14 protein-coding genes are annotated in these 18962 nt (G+C 63.5%); 10 read left to right on the top strand and 4 right to left on the bottom strand.

Annotated features, from left to right (window positions below; all coding sequences use genetic code 11):
* Positions 1-30: 30 nt before the first annotated feature.
* Complete coding sequence (locus tag AC1DOX_RS07130) at positions 31-1620, top strand: gamma-glutamyltransferase family protein (protein WP_441614738.1); 1590 nt, start codon at positions 31-33, stop codon at positions 1618-1620.
* Between the two features lie 678 nt (positions 1621-2298).
* Positions 2299-4431: a di-heme oxidoredictase family protein gene (locus AC1DOX_RS07135; RefSeq protein WP_441614736.1), complete on the top strand. Its 2133-nt coding sequence runs from the start codon at positions 2299-2301 to the stop codon at positions 4429-4431.
* 50 nt (positions 4432-4481) lie between these two features.
* Here the strand turns inward: AC1DOX_RS07135 and AC1DOX_RS07140 are convergent, their stop codons facing one another.
* Together AC1DOX_RS07140 and AC1DOX_RS07145 are read right to left on the bottom strand one after the other, a co-directional pair.
* A complete protein-coding gene (locus AC1DOX_RS07140; RefSeq protein WP_441614734.1) occupies positions 4482-5450 on the bottom strand; it encodes a bifunctional helix-turn-helix transcriptional regulator/GNAT family N-acetyltransferase in 969 nt (322 codons plus the stop codon).
* A 152-nt stretch (positions 5451-5602) separates the two neighbouring features.
* Positions 5603-6199: a DJ-1/PfpI family protein gene (locus AC1DOX_RS07145; protein WP_441614732.1), complete on the bottom strand. Its 597-nt coding sequence runs from the start codon at positions 6197-6199 to the stop codon at positions 5603-5605.
* Positions 6200-6302: 103 nt separating this feature from the next.
* Here AC1DOX_RS07145 and AC1DOX_RS07150 point away from each other — a divergent pair, with 103 nt between their 5' ends.
* Both AC1DOX_RS07150 and AC1DOX_RS07155 read left to right on the top strand, forming a co-directional pair.
* A complete protein-coding gene (locus AC1DOX_RS07150; RefSeq protein WP_441614730.1) occupies positions 6303-7634 on the top strand; it encodes an aminotransferase-like domain-containing protein in 1332 nt (443 codons plus the stop codon).
* Positions 7635-7735: 101 nt separating this feature from the next.
* Positions 7736-7951, top strand: coding sequence for a hypothetical protein (locus AC1DOX_RS07155; RefSeq protein WP_092133875.1), 216 nt, complete (start codon positions 7736-7738; stop codon positions 7949-7951).
* A gap of 63 nt (positions 7952-8014) precedes the next feature.
* Here AC1DOX_RS07155 and AC1DOX_RS07160 read toward each other — a convergent pair whose 3' ends face one another.
* The gene (locus tag AC1DOX_RS07160) at positions 8015-8863 is read right to left on the bottom strand and encodes a hypothetical protein (RefSeq protein WP_441614728.1); all 849 of its coding nucleotides are present in this window, start codon (positions 8861-8863) and stop codon (positions 8015-8017) included.
* A gap of 146 nt (positions 8864-9009) precedes the next feature.
* Here AC1DOX_RS07160 and AC1DOX_RS07165 point away from each other — a divergent pair, with 146 nt between their 5' ends.
* Positions 9010-9489, top strand: a complete 480-nt coding sequence (locus tag AC1DOX_RS07165) for a VanZ family protein (protein WP_441614726.1) — start codon at positions 9010-9012, stop codon at positions 9487-9489.
* A gap of 4 nt (positions 9490-9493) precedes the next feature.
* Here the strand turns inward: AC1DOX_RS07165 and AC1DOX_RS07170 are convergent, their stop codons facing one another.
* Complete coding sequence (locus AC1DOX_RS07170) at positions 9494-10351, bottom strand: 23S rRNA (adenine(2030)-N(6))-methyltransferase RlmJ (protein ID WP_441614724.1); 858 nt, start codon at positions 10349-10351, stop codon at positions 9494-9496.
* A 115-nt stretch (positions 10352-10466) separates the two neighbouring features.
* Here AC1DOX_RS07170 and mnmC point away from each other — a divergent pair, with 115 nt between their 5' ends.
* The 5 genes from mnmC to lon all read left to right on the top strand — a co-directional run bounded on the left by mnmC (position 10467) and on the right by lon (position 18942).
* The gene (mnmC, locus tag AC1DOX_RS07175; RefSeq protein WP_441614722.1) at positions 10467-12470 is read left to right on the top strand and encodes a bifunctional tRNA (5-methylaminomethyl-2-thiouridine)(34)-methyltransferase MnmC2/FAD-dependent 5-carboxymethylaminomethyl-2-thiouridine(34) oxidoreductase MnmC1; all 2004 of its coding nucleotides are present in this window, start codon (positions 10467-10469) and stop codon (positions 12468-12470) included.
* Between the two features lie 157 nt (positions 12471-12627).
* Complete coding sequence (gene tig, locus AC1DOX_RS07180) at positions 12628-13983, top strand: trigger factor (protein WP_441614720.1); 1356 nt, start codon at positions 12628-12630, stop codon at positions 13981-13983.
* A gap of 108 nt (positions 13984-14091) precedes the next feature.
* Positions 14092-14742 carry an ATP-dependent Clp endopeptidase proteolytic subunit ClpP gene (gene clpP / locus AC1DOX_RS07185; protein WP_092133865.1) on the top strand — a complete coding sequence of 217 codons (651 nt, stop codon included), beginning with the start codon at positions 14092-14094 and terminating at the stop codon, positions 14740-14742.
* A 262-nt stretch (positions 14743-15004) separates the two neighbouring features.
* Positions 15005-16282: an ATP-dependent Clp protease ATP-binding subunit ClpX gene (clpX, locus tag AC1DOX_RS07190; protein WP_092133863.1), complete on the top strand. Its 1278-nt coding sequence runs from the start codon at positions 15005-15007 to the stop codon at positions 16280-16282.
* Positions 16283-16530: 248 nt separating this feature from the next.
* The gene (lon, locus tag AC1DOX_RS07195; RefSeq protein WP_092133861.1) at positions 16531-18942 is read left to right on the top strand and encodes an endopeptidase La; all 2412 of its coding nucleotides are present in this window, start codon (positions 16531-16533) and stop codon (positions 18940-18942) included.
* Positions 18943-18962 lie beyond the last annotated feature (20 nt).

Below are 18962 nucleotides of genomic sequence, written 5' to 3' on the forward strand. Positions count from 1 at the left end.
CACTTCACTTTTTCCGAACCGATCTTGCCCATGTTGCCCTTCGACTGGTCCTTCCCGTATCCCTCCCAGAAAATGCCGCTGCTGGCTGCCAACGCCGTCAGCACCAGCCAGCCGCTGGCCGCACAGGCTGGCCTGCGCATGTTGTACGAAGGTGGCAACGCCATCGACAGCGCCATTGCCAGTGCCATTGCGCTGACGGTGGTGGAGCCCGTCATGAACGGCATCGGCGGGGACATGTTCGCGCTGGTCTGGCATGAAGGGCGGCTCTACGGGTTGAATTCCAGCGGCCGCGCGCCGGCACGCTGGACGCCGGAATACTTCGCGGGCCGCGAGCGCATGCCGTCCGTGGGCTGGGATACGGTGACCGTGCCGGGCCAGGTGGCGGGCTGGAAGGCGTTGTCGGCACGCTTCGGCAAGTTGCCGTTTGCGCGGCTGTTTGCGCCGGCGATCGAGTACGCGGAACAAGGCTTTGCGGTGTCGCCGCAGATCGCCCGCCAATGGGCCGCTCAGGTGCCGGTGCTGCGCGATCAGCCGGGCTTTGCCCAGGCCTTCCTGCGCGATGGCCGCGCGCCGCAAGCTGGCGAGCGGTGGAGCTTCCCGGCGCAGGCGGCCACGCTGAAGAAGATTGCCGAGAGCGACGGCGAGAGCTTCTACAAGGGCGAACTGGCCGCGCGCATCGTGGCTTTCGCGGAGGAAACCGGCGGTGCCATCCGTGGCGACGATCTGGCCGCGCACACGCCGTCGTGGGTGGAACCGATCAAGCAGGATTTCCGTGGCTACACGCTGCACGAGATTCCGCCGAACGGCCAGGGCATTGCCGCGCTGATTGGCCTGGGTATCCTGGATCGCTTCGACCTCGAGGGCATGGGCGTCGACAGCCCGGACTTCTATCACGTGAGCATCGAGGCCATGAAGCTGGCCTTTGCCGATCTGCACCGGCACGTAGCGGACCCGGCGGCGATGCAGCATGCGCCCGCCGCGTTCCTCGATCCGGCTTACCTGGCCGAGCGTGCCGCGTTGATCGACCTCAAGCGCGCGGGCACGCCATCGGCCGGTACGCCGAAGACCGGCGGCACCGTGTACCTGGCGGCTGCCGACGCGGCGGGGTCGATGGTGTCGTTCATCCAGTCCAACTATCGCGGCTTTGGCTCGGGCGTGGTGGTGCCGGGCACCGGTATCTCGCTGCATAACCGTGGCGAAGGCTTCAACCTGAAGCCGGGTCATGCCAATTGCGTGGCGCCGGGCAAGCAGCCGATGCATACGATCATCCCGGGCTTTGTCACGCGCAATGGCGCGCCGGTGATGGCGTTCGGCGTGATGGGCGGGTCCATGCAGGCGCAGGGCCATGTGCAGATGATGGCGCGGCTGGCGGCTTTCGGACAAAACCCGCAGGCCATGAGCGATGCTCCGCGCTTCCGCGTGGAAGCCGGCCCTGTGGTCAACGTGGAGGCGCACCTGCCTCCGGACGTGGTGGCAACGCTGCGCGAGCGCGGTCACCGCGTGGAAGTGGCGCCGCGCGACAGCCTGGAATTCGGCTCCGCGCAACTGATCTACAAGGCGCCGCACGGCTATGTCGCTGCGTCCGATTCGCGGCGCGATGGGCAGGCGGTGGGGTTCTGACCGGAAAGGCGGTCCGCTCTCTTGGGCGGCCGCCTTTTATCAGATCCGAGTTAAATGAAAAAGGCAGGTCATGGCGTCCGTGGGGAATGCGCCACAACTTATCAATAGTTGGGCGTATTCACGCAGCCGCATGAATGGGTGATAGCGGACCAGGTTGCCGCTCTCCACGCTGTGCAAGACGAGTCACCACCATCGTTTAGGATTTCCGAACGCTGCGTCCAATAATCGCTGGCTCCCGCGCGCGAGCAAATCGATTATCTTCCCGCACCATAAAAAGACTGACCGCCCGATCTCCACAGAGAGAAGGGCTCCATCCTGCAGTCGCGGCATTCCAATGGCCGTGCCTGAATCAGCGTGCGCGCGTCAATGCGGAAAAGTATCGCGCGCCATGATTTAAAATGGATAAACCAAAAATAAACGCTGCATAAAAAATGGGTCAATATCGTGTTGAATCTTTCAGGGAAATTCATCCGGCGATTTAGGCGCTGCCGGGGCGCCGTGTTGGGAAATATGGTCGCGCTTTGCTTCCTTGCCGCGTGCGGTGGAGGTGGTGGCGATCGTCCGGGCGGAGATGCCGGCTCACCGGGGGGCGGTGCCCCGCAGACGCCCGGCGAGTATGCGCCGCTGAGTTGGTCGGAGATCGAGCCGTCGACCCAATACATACTGCCGGACGGCACGATGGTGACGCGCGTCGGTGGACGCGTTCGCGACCGGCATGCCCGCGAGCAGTCGGAAACCGGTACGAATGTTGGTGGGGATCTGTACGGCATATTCGCGCCTCACTATTTCGAACGGCGAACGCACGAGATTACGATCTACGAGAATGCTTCGCCCTCCAATGCGGCGGAACGGATACTGACGCTGGTCGTCAAGCCGCAATGGTGGATGTATGGCACCAATTTCCGCTTCGGGTTTATTGGACGTCGCGATGGCGATCCGGCCGGGCCGACCGCCGTGGCGCTCTACGGCGATAACGGCGGCATGAAGCGCTTGCCGTTTGGCATGCTGCGCGATGGCCAGGACCTGAAGACGCCGATCGCCAACTACGGCAGTCTGGGCGAGGACCCGGACAGCAACTACGACACCGATCTCAACGTGCCGCCGCAGGACGGGGAATTCGTGCTGGTCAAGCAGATCACGACGCTGCCCCGCCTGAATCGCGGGCTCAGGGCTGGCGACCTGGTCGAGTTCGAGCTCGGCATCTTCCTGGCAGGCAAGCAGGGGAACGCGCTGGGTCGCTTCAACTACTACGCCGACGTCATCACCTACAAGGTCGGTACGACCGGCGTCCAGCCGTGGTTCCGCAGCGGGTGTTGCGATGCGGCCGCGATTCCGTGGGATACGAAGCTGCTGCCGTCCGAGGCCCTTGCTGGTGGCGCGATGATGACGCTGCACGAGGACACCTCCAACGAGCCCGAGATGCAGTTGCTGCAGGTGTCGCCCAATATCGCCGGCCGGAATATTCAGCCGTTTGTGGAAGGCCGCCGGTTGTTTCACTCGTCGTTCCTGACTGGCGCCCACGTGGAAGCGGGCAACCCGACGCTGTTCAACACGCTGGCCGGCCGGGCGGGTCCGAAGTTCCAGGAGGCCGCCTGCATCCAGTGTCACACGAACAATGGCAAGAGCAGCCCGGGCATGAACACGCCGCTCGCGAATATGGTGGTGCTGACGGGCGATACCGATGCCAGCGGCGGCGTGACCGTCGACCGCCGATTTGGCGGGCGGATCTGGCAGGGGCTGGTCACCGATGCCGGCAAGACTTATGACGGCCGCAACGGCGTGCTCAAGGTCACGGGATACCGGAACACGGATGGCAAGTACCCGGATGGCACGGCTTACACCCTGCAGACGCCGATCTATGCGCTGACGGACGTCAACGGCAACAGCTTGCCGATGCCGGAGCGCATGTCGGTGCGCGCATCGCCGCACCTCGTCGGCATGGGGCTGCTGGAAGCGGTGCCGGAGTCGGCTCTGGCTGCATTGGCGCGGGCCAGCGCATCAGACCCGGATGGCACCGTAGGCCGTCTGCAGATCGTGCCGGACGCGCACAACCCCGCGATCCCGCGCGTGGGGCGCTTCGGGTGGAAGGCCACCTCGTCCACGGTGCAACAACAGACCGTCGATGCGCTCAGCGGCGACATGGGCGTGACCACCTCGCTGCTGCCGAAGCATTTTTGCGGCCGGGCGATTTCTGACGGCGGCTGCCGTGCCGCGGACGCCAACAGCCCGGAATTGGGCGACACCGAAGTCAAGCTGATCACGCACTACCTGAGCTTGCTGGGCGTGCCTGCGCGGCGGCACTTTGCCGGGCAGCAATATCTGGGGGTGCCGGCGCCGACTATTGTCGACCAACTGGCCAGCAACCCTGGCGCGGTGACCGCCGCGGAGCAGGCCGAACGCACCGCGCAGGACCGCGTGGCACGTGGTGGCCGGTTGTTTGCGCAGGCGCGTTGCACGTCCTGCCATGCTGCATCCCTGACGACGGGAGGCGCGCACAAGTTTGCCGAGTTGCGCAACCAGCTGATCCACCCCTACACGGACCTGCTGCTGCATGACATGGGCGTCGGCCTGGCGGACAACTATCCGCAAGGCAAGGCAAGTGGGGCCGAATGGCGTACTGCGCCGCTGTGGGGTCTGGGCCTGTTGGCCAGCATCGACCCGCAGACACGCTATCTGCATGACGGCCGCGCCCGTTCGATCGAGGAAGCGATTCTCTGGCACGGCGGGCAGGGCGGCGCCGCGCGCGATCGCTTCAAGGCAATGCAAGCGGACGATCGCAAGCAAATGATCGAATTTGTGAAATCGTTGTGAGCGGGGTACGTTAATGAATTGACGGTAGCTGGGAGGGCGCCGCGGTGGAATCAGGCAGAGCGCCGATTGAATCGTTGCTCGACGACTTTGGTTCCCCACTGCGTCCCCTCTGATTCGCTGGTCAATCGAAAATCGAACGACTCGTATAAATGGCGTGCGGCATCCAGTCCCTTGAACGTCCAGAGATACGTCTCGCTAAATCGCTCGTCGACAAAACGCATGGCGTGCGACATGAGTTGCCGTCCGACACCGGAGCCGCGCAACGAATCGTCTACGATGAACCATCGCAAATGGGCGATGCCGGTTTCGTTATTGCCGTCGATGGCCAGGGAAGCGAGTGCCCGGCCATTTTCGGAATAGAGCCAAAGGGCCTTGCCTTCGGCTGGCAACGCGCCGGCAAACTCGGCTAGCTCGGTCGCCACCTTCTTCTCGAAGAAGGCGCCGAAGCCCCAGCGTTCCGAGTAGAAGCGGGCGTGCAGGCTTGCAACATCGCCAATGCAGCCGGGTTGGTAGCCCTCCAGAATCCGCGTGGCCTCGGCACCGCCGGAGGGTGTCTTGACCGCGTTGTCTTGCGCGAGCGCGTCGGCGTAAAGCGCGAGGAAGCGGACGAGGGCTTGCTGGTCTTCGGGCACCACGCGTCGAAGCGCGTTGGATACCTGGTCCGTCGCAAACTGGTCGATTTTCTTCCGGAGCTTTTGTCCTGCCGGCGTCAAATACAACTCGGACGATCGGGCGTCGTCAGTGGAGACCGTGCGCTTCACGAGTCCGCTGGCTTCCAGCCTTGCGACCTGCCTGCTGGTGTTCGATTTGTCCAATCGCAGGATGTTGCCCAGGTCCTTTGCACTGATACCCGGCGCCATGCCGATTTCGATGACAGCGTGAACCGCCGAAGGCGCAAGATCGCTATCGGCCAGGGTCGTGCGCATAAAGCCGAGTTCGCGAACCAGTCTTCGGGAAAACTCCCGGAGCTCAAGGATCGTCGTTTCTCGGGGTGTGGCAGGAATATCGATAAGGTCCATGAACTGGCTCGCGTCGGCTGCATATTGCAGGGGATAGTCGGGAAATATAGTTGCGGGTCGCAACTTGTTCAAGCCTGATCTTTGCCGGGATCTCTTGCCGGTTCAGTGAGTGGAGGGAATCGCTCTGGTCCTTGGCTGGGGCCCGGTGCGCATCAGAGGAACGGCGCAATATTCTCCATCGCGCGCGTGACGTAGGTTTCCTTCTCCCCGACCGGCGCGACATAGTGAATCGCGCTGCTTGCCGCCTCGATGCCTGCGAGACGCGCGATAAACCAGGCCGCCATGTACTGCGAAGACAGGCATCCGCCGGCGGTCGCGACGTTGCCCCTGGCCACGAATGGCTGATTGAGCACAGCCACGCCCGCCTCCTCGACCCACGGCCTGGTGGTCAGGTCCGTGCAGGCCGGAACGTCGTGCAGCAGGCCCAACTTGGCGAGGATGAGAGTGCCCGAGCACTGCGCGCCCAGCAACTGACGCGTCGGGTCGAACCTCAGTTGCGACATCAACGTGGCGTCGGCGACGACTTCGCGGGTTCGTATCCCACTGCCCACGAGCACGGCGTCGGCATCGCATGCGTCCTGTAGCGACACTTGCGCCTCCATCACCACCCCGTTCATCGAACGCACGTTGTCCGCGGGGCTGGCGATCGAAACCCGCCAGCCGGGCTTCCTCACCCGATTCAGGATCCCGAGCGCGATCAGCGAGTCGAGTTCGTTGAAGCCTTCGAAGGTCAGGATGGCGATGTGCATGGCGGCCTCGTGAGGTGGAGAGGTTGGGGGGGGGGCGTTGTATCGCGCCATCCTAGAACCGATAATCGATACATTCAAATAATTGTCATGGATACGTTCCGGCATGGCTCAGTCCCGCTACAAGCAACTAGTCGATCGTCTGGCGGCCGACATTCGCGCGGGGCGCCTGCGTCCCGGAACGCGACTGCCAACGCACCGCGATCTCGCAGCTCGGGAAGGGCTGGCGCTGGTCACGGCCACGCGTGTCTATGCGGAACTGCAGGCGATGGGGTTGGTGAGCGGCGAAACCGGCCGCGGCACTTTCGTCAAGGAGGCGCTCCCGCGCGGTCAGGGCGTTGACCTGTATGCCTGGAGCGCAGACACGGCGGACCTGAGCTTCAACAATCCCTCGTTGGCGGATCAGGCAGACCTGCTCCGCGCAGCGCTGCGACAACTCGCGGCGGCAGGCGACCTGGAGGCCTTGCTTCGATACCAGCCCCACGGCGGCCGCGAGCACGAGCGGGCGACCGTGGCACGCCACCTGGCCAGCCGCGGTCTGGCGGCATCGGGCGACACGACATTGCTGGTGAGCGGTGCGCAGCACGGGTTGACGATCGCCGCCATGGCCTTGTTCGAGCCCGGCGACGTGGTGGCTGTGGATGCCCTGACGTACCCGGGATTCAAGCTCGCCGCCGAGGCCAACCGGCTGGAACTCGCCCCGATTCCCGCGGCCGGGCTAGGCCCCGATCTGGAGGCACTGGCGGCCCTGTGCAGGCGACGGAGGGTGCGCGCCGTGTACGCCATGCCGACGCTACATAACCCGCTCGGCTGGGTGATGGGCGCAAGTAGACGTCGGGAACTTGTCGCCATCGCACGACAGCATGGACTGATCCTCATCGAGGATGCCGCCTACGCGTTCCTGGCGGAAGGCGCTCCGCCGCCTTTGGCATCGCTGGCTCCGGAAGCAACGGTCTATGTGTCGAGCTTGTCCAAGAGTGTCGCGACGGGGCTGCGCGTTGGATTCGTCAATGCGCCCGATGAATGGATTCCAAAGCTCGAGCGGGCCATCCGGGCGACGACCTGGAACACCCCGGTAGCCATGACGGCGATTGCCTGCGGCTGGATCGAGGACGGCACCGTGGCCAGGCTTGAGGCAGACAAACGGCGCGACGCCACACTGCGTCAGCGCCTTGTCGCTGAAGTTCTGGGGCGGCTGGAGCGGGTCAGCCATCCTGCGTCGTACTTCGTCTGGTTACCGCTGCCACAGGAGGTTCGCGCGGATGCGATCGCCATGGCATTGATGCGTGAGCACATTGCCGTGTCGACAGCTCAACCGTTCGCAACTTCAGCGCAGGTGCCTCATGCCATCCGACTGGCACTCGGCTCCGTTAGCCTGGCCACGCTCAAGCGATCCCTGGAAACGGTGGCGCGGGTGATTAGCGACCAGACCTACTGACCCACGCACGCGGTACTTGATGAGATAGTCATCGGCTTGGGGGGGTGATGACCGCGAGCTGCGCTAGACTGAGTACTTTCCATTGCAAGGGCAAGACAAAAATGGGGCCAGATGACGTAATCCGGGAATTCGAGCGCCTGGCGCTCGATGATGACCAGGAGCTGGAAATTGACGATGTGGTGACGGGGCTCGCGGTGCTGTTGACCGACCCGACGATCCAGGGGAAGGAGAGGGCGCTGCTGGTGCAGGTCGGCGCCACGCTCTACCGCGCCGGGCTGAACGAACGGGTGGTGGCGGCGCTGAAGCGCAAGCAGTAGGTATCAAAAAGCCCGCGCAAGGCGGGCACGTATTCAGGCCGGAGCGCGCTGGCGGCGCTAGGCCTAAGGATTGGGATTCTTTTGCGACTCTTCGAAAATCTTGGGGTCGACCAGGTCGAAGTTTGCATCGGCTGGGGTGCCGAAGACTCGCTCGAAATTTTCCGGGCCGAGAATCTCGACGGCCCTGGCAAAGAATCTGTTGAGCTGTTCATTCAGCTCCTGGGCCGACGTCGCCTGGCGCAGATTCAGTGCCAGGCGGGTAGTAAATTGCTGCCTGTGCCCCAACAAATCGGCAATCTGTTCGGCGGTGGCGTGGCCTCGCAATGTTTCGATCGCGTGAGTTTCGAAATCGTCAGGGTCATTCGCCATTGCGAGGGCCGAAGAGGTTGATGACTGATTCTGCTGACAACGCGCCTTCTTCGCTTTCCAGGCAGCGTGCTGCAGTCCGTATGTGCCATAGGCCGCGTTGCTCAGCCAATAGCCGCGTACCCCATTGACAGTCTTTGCCTGGGGATTCACTGCCGTTGTAGCCCACAGGATCTGGTTTGCCAACTGGTGACAGACGCCATCGATACCGTAAGAGAATATGGTTCCTCTGGCGCCTTGATGTGTCTTTGACTCAACATTCGGATCACACAGGCATCGCGCCAGGCTTAATGAAGCGCCACTGCTGACGATGAAGCCATCCGGGCGTCCTGGAACGCCTCCTTTCGGATGGAATGACCCCCACGAATACCAGTAGAAATCCCCGGCTCCCTTTACGTCATTGATGGATTGGTGCTGCACTGTTCGGTTGTCGTAGGAAGTGACCCAAGTATGGTCGAGGACGCTGCCGTTGAACCAGGCTGGAACGCACCACGCGTACAACGTCTCGGTTTGTTCCGCGCCCTGAGCATCTGTTGAATTTTCCATTTTTGCCTCCCTCGTTATTCTTTACATCTAGACGTTTTCTTGGACGACTCTGCGTTTATAGGCGAGGGGGATGGCAAGAGCGAGGGAATTTCGCGGTTTCAGTGCCATTTCCAACGCTGTCCGGTCTTCGGATGTGCGACCCTGCCTTGGATCCGTCCAACCTTCCTGAACCGACCGGCGTGCCGATTCTCACCATTTCCCGATTCCGCTTGCTGTTCTGGCTCTGCGCGCTGGCCGTGATGGTGCTGTCACTGCTGCCGCCGTCCACGCCATTGCCGACCACGGGCTGGGACAAGACGAACCATCTGCTGGCGTTTTCCGTGCTGGCTGTGCTGGGATTGCGCGCCTGGCCGGCGCGGAGGTGGCGCGTGCTCGTCGGACTGGTGGTCTACGGCGCGCTGATCGAGGTGCTGCAAGGGATGTCCGGCGACCGCGAGCCGTCGTGGCTCGATCTGCTGGCCGATACGATCGGCATTGCGCTCGGATTGGGAGTCGAGGCCGCGCTGGCCAGGATCTGGCCGCGGCCGCTGCCGGCAGCTGGGCCGGCGGCAGGGAATCCCGCCGAAAAGTCAGATGGAAAGCCCGCCGGGAAGGCGGCGGGAAACCAGGGCGCGGCGGGAAACTAGGACGTCAGTTGTCCAGCGACTCCAGCGTGAACTTCGCCCCGCCGTCCTGGCCGAGCAGGTCGACCAGCAGCGGCATCGCTTCCTGAAGCGCTTCCTTGAGCTTCCACGGCGGATTGGCGATGAACATCCCGCTGCCGTGCAGGCCCAGCCCGCCCTCAACCGGATGCTTGACCGTCAGCGACACGTGCAGCCAGCTCTTCAGCGGCAGCCGCTTCAGTTGGGCCGGCAACTGGATCGATTCCCGGCGCTGCACTTCCGGATACCAGATCGCATAGACGCCCGTGGCAAAACGTTCGAGTCCTTCCTCCAGCGTCTGGACGGTGCGGGCGTAGTCTTGCTTGTCCTCGTAGGACGGATCGATCAGCACGAGGGCGCGGCGCGGCGGAGGCGGCAGGATTGCCTTGATGCCGTTGAAGCCGTCGCCGTCGTAGAGCATGACCTTGCGGCCGGCGCCACGAAAGTTGTCGCGCAGGACCTGGATCTCGGTGCTGTGGAGTTCGAACAGGCGCAGCCGGTCATGGTCACGCAGCATCTGCCACGCCAGCCACGGGGATCCGGGGTAGTGCTTCAGGCTGCCATCGGTGTTCAGGGTGCGGACCTGGTCGAGATACTCGTCCAGCAGCGGCGGCAGGGCCTGGCCGCTGGCGGCGGCCTGCCAGATGCGCGCAATGCCGGTCTCGAACTCGGCCTTCTTCTGTGCGTAGGCATGGTCGAGCGCATAGAGCCCGGCGCCGGCGTGGGTGTCGATATACCAGAACGCCTTGTCCTTTTGCGTGAGATGTTCCAGCAACTGGACGACGACGGCGTGCTTGAGGACATCGGCATGATTGCCGGCGTGGAAGGCGTGGCGATAACTGAGCATGGCAAGGCGGGATGACGGTGCGCAAACGTTGCCGCAAAACGCTGTCGGCGGGCGCGTGGCGCGAAGGGCGCTATGCTACCATCCGCCGCCGTTTTCCCGTGATCCGATTCCCGCCATGCCGCGTGCCCTCGAGCCAGCCGAGCCGATCCTGTCCGACGACGGTACCCCATATTCGCCACGTTACGACGATGTCTATCACAGCGCTCGCGGGGGACTGGCGCAGGCCCATCATGTGTTCCTCGGCGGCAATGGCTTGCCGGCCAACTGGTCCGGGCGCGATCAGTTCGTCATCGTCGAAACCGGCTTTGGCCAGGGGCTGAATTTTCTGGCCACGTGGCAGGCCTGGCGCGACGATCCGCAGCGCTGCCGGCGCCTGCACTTCGTTTCGATCGAAAAACACCCGTTTACCCGTGAAGGGCTGGCGCAACTGCACGCCGGCCTGGGTGTCCTGCTGCCGCTGGCGACACAACTGCAGCAGCAGTGGCCTGATCCCTTGCCGGGGATGCACCGGCTGTCCTTCGAGGCGGGCGGGGTCACGCTGACGCTGGCGTTTGGCGATATCGAGACGATGCTGCCGCGGCTGGTCGCGGGTGCGGATGCCTTCTATCTGGATGGTTTTTCCCCGTCGCGCAACGCAGGCATGTGGTCCGACATGGTCTTCCGCGGGTTGTCGCGGCTGGCGCGGCCCGATGCAACGCTAGCGACCTATACAGCGGCGGGCTTCGTCCGGCGCGGCCTGCAGGCGGTTGGCTTCGATGTGGCGAAGGCACCGGGATTTGGCGGCAAGCGGCACATGACCGTCGCGCGGTTCGCCCCGGCCTGGAAGAATCGGCGCCACGCGCCGCCGGCGGCCGGTGCATGGAAGGACCGCCACGCCATCGTGATCGGTGCCGGGCTGGCTGGCTGTGCTGTGACCGAAAGTCTGGCGATGCGCGGTTGGCGGGTGACGCTGTTCGACGCGCATGACGGACCGGCGCGACAGACTTCCGGGCATCGGGCGGCGGCCATGCACGCGCATGTCTCGCCCGATGACAGTCTGCTGTCCCGCTTGTCCCGGGCAGGCAACCTGCATGCGCTGCGAGCGTGGTCGGCGCTGGGCGCATCCGGGCATCCGGTCGACTGGCATGGTTGCGGCGTGCTTCAGATCGGCGAGGGCGATGCCGAGGGCGACGCCCAGCGCGCCGCGCTGACGGCGCTCGGCTTCCCCGAATCGTTCGTGCGCTGGATGGCGCCGGAAGAGGCGGCCGCGACCCATGGCGCCACCGTGCCGCGTGGCGGCTTGTGGTTTCCGCGCGGTGGCTGGGTGGCGCCGCCGGATATCTGTCGTGCGCAGCTTGCCCGGGCCGGCGCGGCGGTGGATGCAAGGTTCAACTGCCGTGTGGCGGCGATCGAGGCGGCAGACGACATCTGGCAGGCAAGGGCGGCGGACGGCACCGTGCTGGCCAGCGCGCCGGTGATGGTGCTGGCCAATGCCCATGAGGCCGAGCGACTGACTTCGGGTCGGTTCCTGGCGCTGCGGCGCGTGCGCGGGCAGCTGACGGATTTGTCGGCGGGGCAGGTCGACGCACTCGGCCGCTGGCCGGATTGCGTGGTGACAGGGGGCGGTTATCTGCTGCCGCGTGGGGCCGATGGCGGCGTGCGCATCGGGTCGAGCTATGACGCGGACGAGGGCCCGCTCACGCTGCGACCCGATGTGCACGCGGCGAATCTCGGTCGCTTGTCCTCGCTGCTGCCGGACCGCGCCGACGCCATCGCGCACCTGGACCCCGCCGCACTGGCAGGCTACGTCGGCGTGCGGACCGTGACGCACAACCGGCTGCCGCTGATCGGCCCCATCGCGGACGAGGCGCAGGCGCTGGCCCATGCCGGGGTGCTGCGCGGTGCGCATCTGCGGACTATCCCGCGGCTGCCCGGGCTCTATGCGGCACTTGCATATGCGTCGCGCGGCCTCACATGGGCAGCGCTGGGTGCGGAATTGATCGCCAGCCAGGTGGAGGGCGAGCCGCTGCCGCTGGAGGCTGAACTGGCCGATGCGGTGGACCCCGCCCGGCTGCTGCTGCGCGCCCTGCGTCACGGACGCGCTTTTGACACGGTAGCGATGGATCCCGAGGAAGCGTAAGGCTGCCTCAGGGTAAAAACTGCCGGAAGCGAATCAAAACCGTGCGATAATCCTCGTTTTCCGTTTGCGCGGAAGACCCTCGCTCGCGAGCACGTGCCGCAAGCCGGTGCGCAGGCGGTTGCGCTGACAACAACATTTCTGGATTGGATTAACGACCATGTCGAACGTCATTGAAAACCTCGGCAAGCTGGACCGCAAGGTGACCCTGGCTATTCCCAAGGCCGAAGTGCAGAAGGAAACCCAGGAACGCCTGGTGCGTCTGTCGAAGACGGTGAAGATGTCCGGCTTCCGCCCGGGTAAGGTGCCGATGAAGATGGTCGAGAAGCAATACGGCCAGCAAGTCGAATTCGAAGTGCGCTTCGACAAGGCCGCCCGCAAGTTCTTCGACATCACGCAGGCTCAGGACGTGAAGGTGGCCGGCCAGCCGAAGTTCGACCTGAAGACCGATGGCGTGGCCGAGGACGAAGTGGCCTTCGAAGCCACCTTCGAGGTGTACCCGGAAGTCAAGATCGGTGACCTGGCGACTGCCGAAGTGACCCGTACCAAGACCGAGATCGGCGACGCCGAAATCGACAAGACTGTCGACATCCTGCGCAAGCAGCGCGTGCACTACCACACGCGTGGCGAAGCCGGTGCCCACGGTGACGGTGGCGCCGACGTGGCCGCCAAGAACGGTGACCGCGTGACGCTGGACTTCATCGGCAAGATCGATGGCGTCGAATTCCCCGGTGGCAAGGCCGACGACTTCGCCTTCGTGCTGGGCGAAGGCCGCATGCTGCCCGAGTTCGAACAAGCGGCGCTGGGCCTGAAGGTGGGCGAAAGCAAGACCTTCCCCCTGGCATTTCCGGCCGACTACCACGGCAAGGAAGTGGCCGGCAAGACTGCCGAGTTCACCGTTACCCTGAAGAAGGTGGAATGGGCCCACATGCCGGAGGTGGACGACGCCTTCGCGAAGTCGCTCGGCATCGCAGACGGTAGCGTCGAGAAGATGCGCGCCGACATCCGCGAAAACCTGGAGCGCGAAGTCAAGCGCCGCACGCACGCCATGCTGAAGGACCAGGTCATGGACGCGCTGCTGAAGGTGAGCGATCTGGACGTGCCGAAGTCGCTGATCGAGCAAGATCAGGAGCGCCTGGTGGAAATGGCTCGTCGCGACCTCGAGCAACGTGGCATGCCGAACGCCAAGGACATGCCGATTCCGGCCGAGATGTTCGCCCAGCAGGCCGAGCGCCGCGTGAAGCTGGGCCTGATCCTGGCCGAGATCGTCAAGGCCAACGGTCTGGACGCCAAGGCAGACCAGATCAAGGCTGAAATCGAGGACTTCGCGCGGAGCTACGAAGACCCGAAGGAAGTCATGCGCTGGTACTACGGCGACCAGCAACGCCTGGCGGAAATGGAAGCCTACGTGCTCGAAAACAACGTGGTAAATTTCGTGTGCGACAAGGCCAAGGTCACGGACAAGACGGTGTCGTTCGAGGAACTCACCGCCGAGACCAACGCTCCGCAAGCCTGAGGTCGGGCATGACCGGCTGCCGCGCCTTCCCGGTGCGGTACCGGTCGCCGTCAACGGGTCTCGCGCGCGGGCCGATTGACGCAATTCCTGAATATCTGGAGAACCTGCATGACCCGCAATGATTTGCTTGACCGTCTCGCCACCACGCAGGCCTCTGCTCTGGAAACCCAGGGTCTCGGACTGGTGCCGATGGTCGTCGAGCAGTCCGGCCGGGGCGAGCGCGCGTACGATATCTACTCGCGCCTGCTCAAGGAGCGCGTGGTGTTCATGGTCGGCGAAGTGAACGACCAGACCGCCAACCTGGTCGTGGCCCAGCTGCTATTCCTGGAAAGCGAAAATCCTGACAAGGACGTTTCGCTGTACATCAATTCGCCGGGCGGTTCGGTTTCCGCCGGTCTGGCAATCTACGACACGATGCAGTTCATCAAGCCGGACGTGTCCACGCTCTGCATGGGCATGGCGGCCAGCATGGGCGCATTCCTGCTGGCGGCCGGTGCCAAGGGCAAGCGCAGCGCGCTGCCGAACTCGCGCATCATGATCCACCAGCCGCTGGGTGGTGCCCGTGGCCAGGCTTCGGACATCGAGATCCAGGCGCGCGAGATCCTGTACCTGCGCGAACGCCTGAACAGCATCTTGTCCGAGGTGACGGGCCAGCCGGTCGAGAAGATTGCCCGCGACACCGATCGTGACAACTTCATGAGTGGCGACCAGGCGGTGGACTACGGTCTGATCGACAAGGTCATTTCCCGCCGCGGGTGAGCCGATGCCGGTGTGTCGGCGCGGTAGCCCGGTCCGCATGGATCGGGCAGCGTCCGGCGCCAGGCGCCGGCACCGCCGCAAGGCCGCGCCAAATGACGCAGGCTACACCGGAACGAGGCTGTGTGCCTCGTTTTTGCGTTTTGCCCCACAGGCCGGGGATGCCGCCGACTGTGCCAATTGTTTTGGCGTATGATGCGTTTAATGCGTTTCCCGTGGGCTCTCCCGCTGCGCGGGGCACACACTGCTAATGTGACTGATTCCTATGGCGGATAAAAAAGGTTCATCCAGCGAGAAGCTTCTGTATTGCTCGTTCTGCGGCAAAAGCCAGCACGAGGTGAAGAAGCTCATCGCAGGCCCGTCGGTGTTCATTTGCGACGAATGCATCGACCTGTGCAACGAAATCATCCGTGACGAGGCCGCCGCGACCGACAAGGACGCCAGCGCGGCCACGCGGTCGGATCTGCCTACGCCCCACGAAATCCGCGAGAGCCTGGATCAGTACGTGATCGGGCAGGAGCAGGCCAAGAAAATTCTGGCGGTAGCGGTATACAACCACTACAAGCGCCTGAAGCATCTTGGCAAGAAGGATGACGTCGAACTGTCCAAGAGCAACATCCTGCTGATCGGGCCTACCGGCTCGGGCAAGACGTTGCTTGCGCAGACGCTGGCACGACTGCTGAACGTGCCGTTCGTGATCGCGGATGCCACGACGCTGACGGAAGCCGGCTATGTGGGCGAGGACGTCGAGAACATCATCCAGAAGCTGCTGCAGAACTGCAATTACGAAGTCGAGAAGGCCCAGCGCGGCATCGTCTACATCGACGAAATCGACAAGATCTCGCGCAAGTCGGACAACCCGTCCATCACGCGCGACGTGTCGGGCGAGGGCGTACAGCAGGCGTTGCTGAAGCTGATCGAAGGTACGATGGCCTCGGTGCCGCCGCAAGGTGGCCGCAAGCACCCTAACCAGGATTTCCTGCAGGTCGATACGACCAACATCCTGTTCATCTGCGGCGGCGCGTTTGACGGCCTGGAAAAGGTCATCATGCAGCGTTCGGACAAGACCGGCATCGGTTTTGCCGCGCAGGTGCAGAGCAAGGAAGAGCGCGACGTCAGCGAAGTGTTGCCGCAGACCGAGCCGGAAGACCTGATCAAGTTCGGTCTGATTCCGGAACTGATCGGTCGTCTGCCGGTGGTGGCCACTCTGGCCAAGCTCGACGAGACCGCCCTGGTGCAGATCCTGGTCGAGCCGAAGAACGCACTGGTCAAGCAGTATCAGAAGCTGTTGGCGATGGAAGGCGTGGAGCTGGAAATCCGCCCGGCGGCGCTGTCAGCGATCGCACGCAAGGCCATCCGCCGCAAGACGGGGGCACGCGGGCTGCGTTCCATCCTGGAGCAGTCGCTGATGGATGTCATGTATGACCTGCCCAACTACAAAGGTGTGCAAAAGGTGGTGATCGACGAAAACACGATTACCGGCGATGCACCCCCGCTGCTGATGTACGAGGAGCAGCAGCCCAAGGTCGCGGGGTCCAACTGACGAACGCGCCTGCTCCGCGTGGTGCATACCACACTGACTAAAATGGCAAGCGGCCGTTCGCGTGAAAGCGAACGGCTTTTTTTCTTCAATTCGACCGACGAACGGGAGGAAACGCGGGTATGCTGTTTCAGAGAGGGTCGCAAGTGCAGTTTGCAGCATGTTTTTCTGCATGAAGAATCAGTGGCAGGTATCTTGCAATCGATTCGCGTGACCCTATTTACGCCTTAAATGACTGACTGGGGAAAATGATGTCCGGAACACAACTCCTCCCGGCTGAGCCGATTCGCCTCCCACTGTTGCCGCTGCGCGACGTGGTGGTGTTTCCGCACATGGTGATCCCGCTGTTCGTGGGTCGCCCGAAGTCCATCAAGGCGCTTGAGACTGCGATGGAGTCGGGCAAGAGCATCATGCTCGTGGCTCAGAAGACGGCTGCCAAGGACGAGCCGACTGCTGACGACCTGTACGAGGTCGGCTGCATCGCCAATATCCTGCAAATGCTGAAGTTGCCCGACGGCACCGTGAAGGTGCTGGTGGAAGGCACGCAGCGCGCAAATATCACCGAGGTCAGCGAGGACGATTCGCACTTCATGTGCGAAGCCGTGCCTGTGCCGCCCGCAGCGGCCGAATCTGCCGAAACCGAGGCCCTGCGTCGCGCCATCGTGTCGCAGTTCGACCAGTATGTGAAGCTGAACAAGAAGATCCCGCCCGAGATCCTGACTTCGCTGTCGGGCATCGACGAGGCTGGTCGCCTGGCCGATACCATCGCCGCGCACCTGCCCATCAAGCTCGAGCAGAAGCAGAAGATCCTGGAGATGGTCAATGTGACCGAGCGCCTGGAAAGCCTGCTGTCGCAGCTGGAAGGCGAGATCGACATCCTGCAGGTGGAAAAGCGCATCCGTGGCCGCGTCAAGCGCCAGATGGAGAAGAGCCAGCGCGAGTACTACCTGAACGAGCAGGTCAAGGCCATCCAGAAGGAACTGGGCGAGGGCGAGGAAGGTGCCGACCTCGAGGAACTGGACAAGCGCATCAAGGCTGCGCGCATGCCCAAGGAAGCCAAGAAAAAGGCTGACGCCGAGTTCAAGAAGCTCAAGCTGATGTCGCCGATGTCGGCCGAAGCGACTGTCGTACGCAACTACATCGACACGCTGGTCAACCTGCCGTGGCGCAAGAAGAGCAAGGTCAACAATGACCTGGCCAACGCCGAACGCGTGCTGGACGAAGACCACTACGGCCTGGAAAAGGTCAAGGAACGCATTCTCGAGTACCTCGCGGTGCAACAGCGCGTGGACAAGGTGAAGGCGCCGATCCTGTGCCTGGTGGGGCCTCCCGGCGTGGGCAAGACCTCGCTCGGCCAGTCGGTGGCGCGCGCAACGAACCGCAAGTTCGTGCGCATGGCACTGGGTGGCGTACGGGACGAGGCCGAGATCCGCGGCCACCGCAGGACCTACATCGGCTCCATGCCGGGCAAGATCCTGCAGAGCCTGTCCAAGGTCGGCGTACGCAATCCGCTCTTCCTGCTCGATGAAATCGACAAGATGGGCATGGATTTCCGTGGCGACCCGTCGTCGGCGCTGCTCGAGGTGCTGGACCCGGAGCAGAACCACACGTTCCAGGACCACTACATCGAAGTGGACTTCGACCTGTCGGACGTGATGTTCGTGGCGACGTCGAACTCGCTGAACATTCCGCCGCCGCTGCTGGACCGGATGGAAGTGATCCGCCTGTCGGGCTACACCGAGGAAGAAAAGGTCAACATCGCCACGCGCTACCTGTTGCCGAAGCAGATCAAGAACAACGGCCTCAAGGTCGGTGAAATCGACGTCAGCGAGGCTGCAATCCGCGACATCATCCGCTACTACACGCGTGAAGCTGGCGTGCGGTCGCTGGAACGCGAGGTGTCGAAGATTGCCCGCAAGGTAGTCAAGCTGCTGCTCCTGAAGAAGGAGTCTGGCGCGGTGAAGGTCGATTCGGAAAACCTGGACAAGTTCCTGGGCGTACGCAAGTACGACTTCGGTCTGGCGGGCAAGGAAAACCAGGTGGGTCAGGTGACCGGTCTGGCGTGGACCGAAGTTGGCGGCGACCTGCTGACGATCGAAGCCGCGATCATGCCCGGCAAGGGCAACATTACCCGCACCGGTTCGCTGGGCGACGTGATGAAGGAATCGGTCGAGGCGGCGCGATCAGTGGTGCGCTCGCGGGCGCGTCGCCTGGGTATTGCGGATGAGATGTTCGAGAAGCGCGACATCCACATCCACGTGCCCGAAGGTGCAACGCCCAAGGACGGTCCTTCTGCGGGTGGTGCGATGACGACAGCGCTGGTGTCGGTGCTGACCGGCATCCCGGTGCGGGCGGACGTCGCCATGACCGGCGAGATCACGCTGCGTGGTGAAGTGCTGCCGATCGGTGGCCTCAAGGAGAAGCTGCTGGCGGCCCACCGTGGCGGCATCAAGCTCGTGCTGATCCCCGAGGAGAACGTCAAGGATCTCGCCGAGATTCCTGACAACGTGAAGAATGCCATCGAGATCGTGCCGGTCCGCTGGATCGACAAGGTGCTGGAGCTGGCACTCGAGCGCAAGCCCGAGCCGCTGGCCGAGGAAGAGGCCAAGCCCGCCGAGGTGGCGGACAAGGCCACGGCCAAGGTCGAGATGATTCATCACTGATCGTCGCTTGCGATGACCAG

The organism is Cupriavidus sp. 01L415, assembly GCF_056400065.1.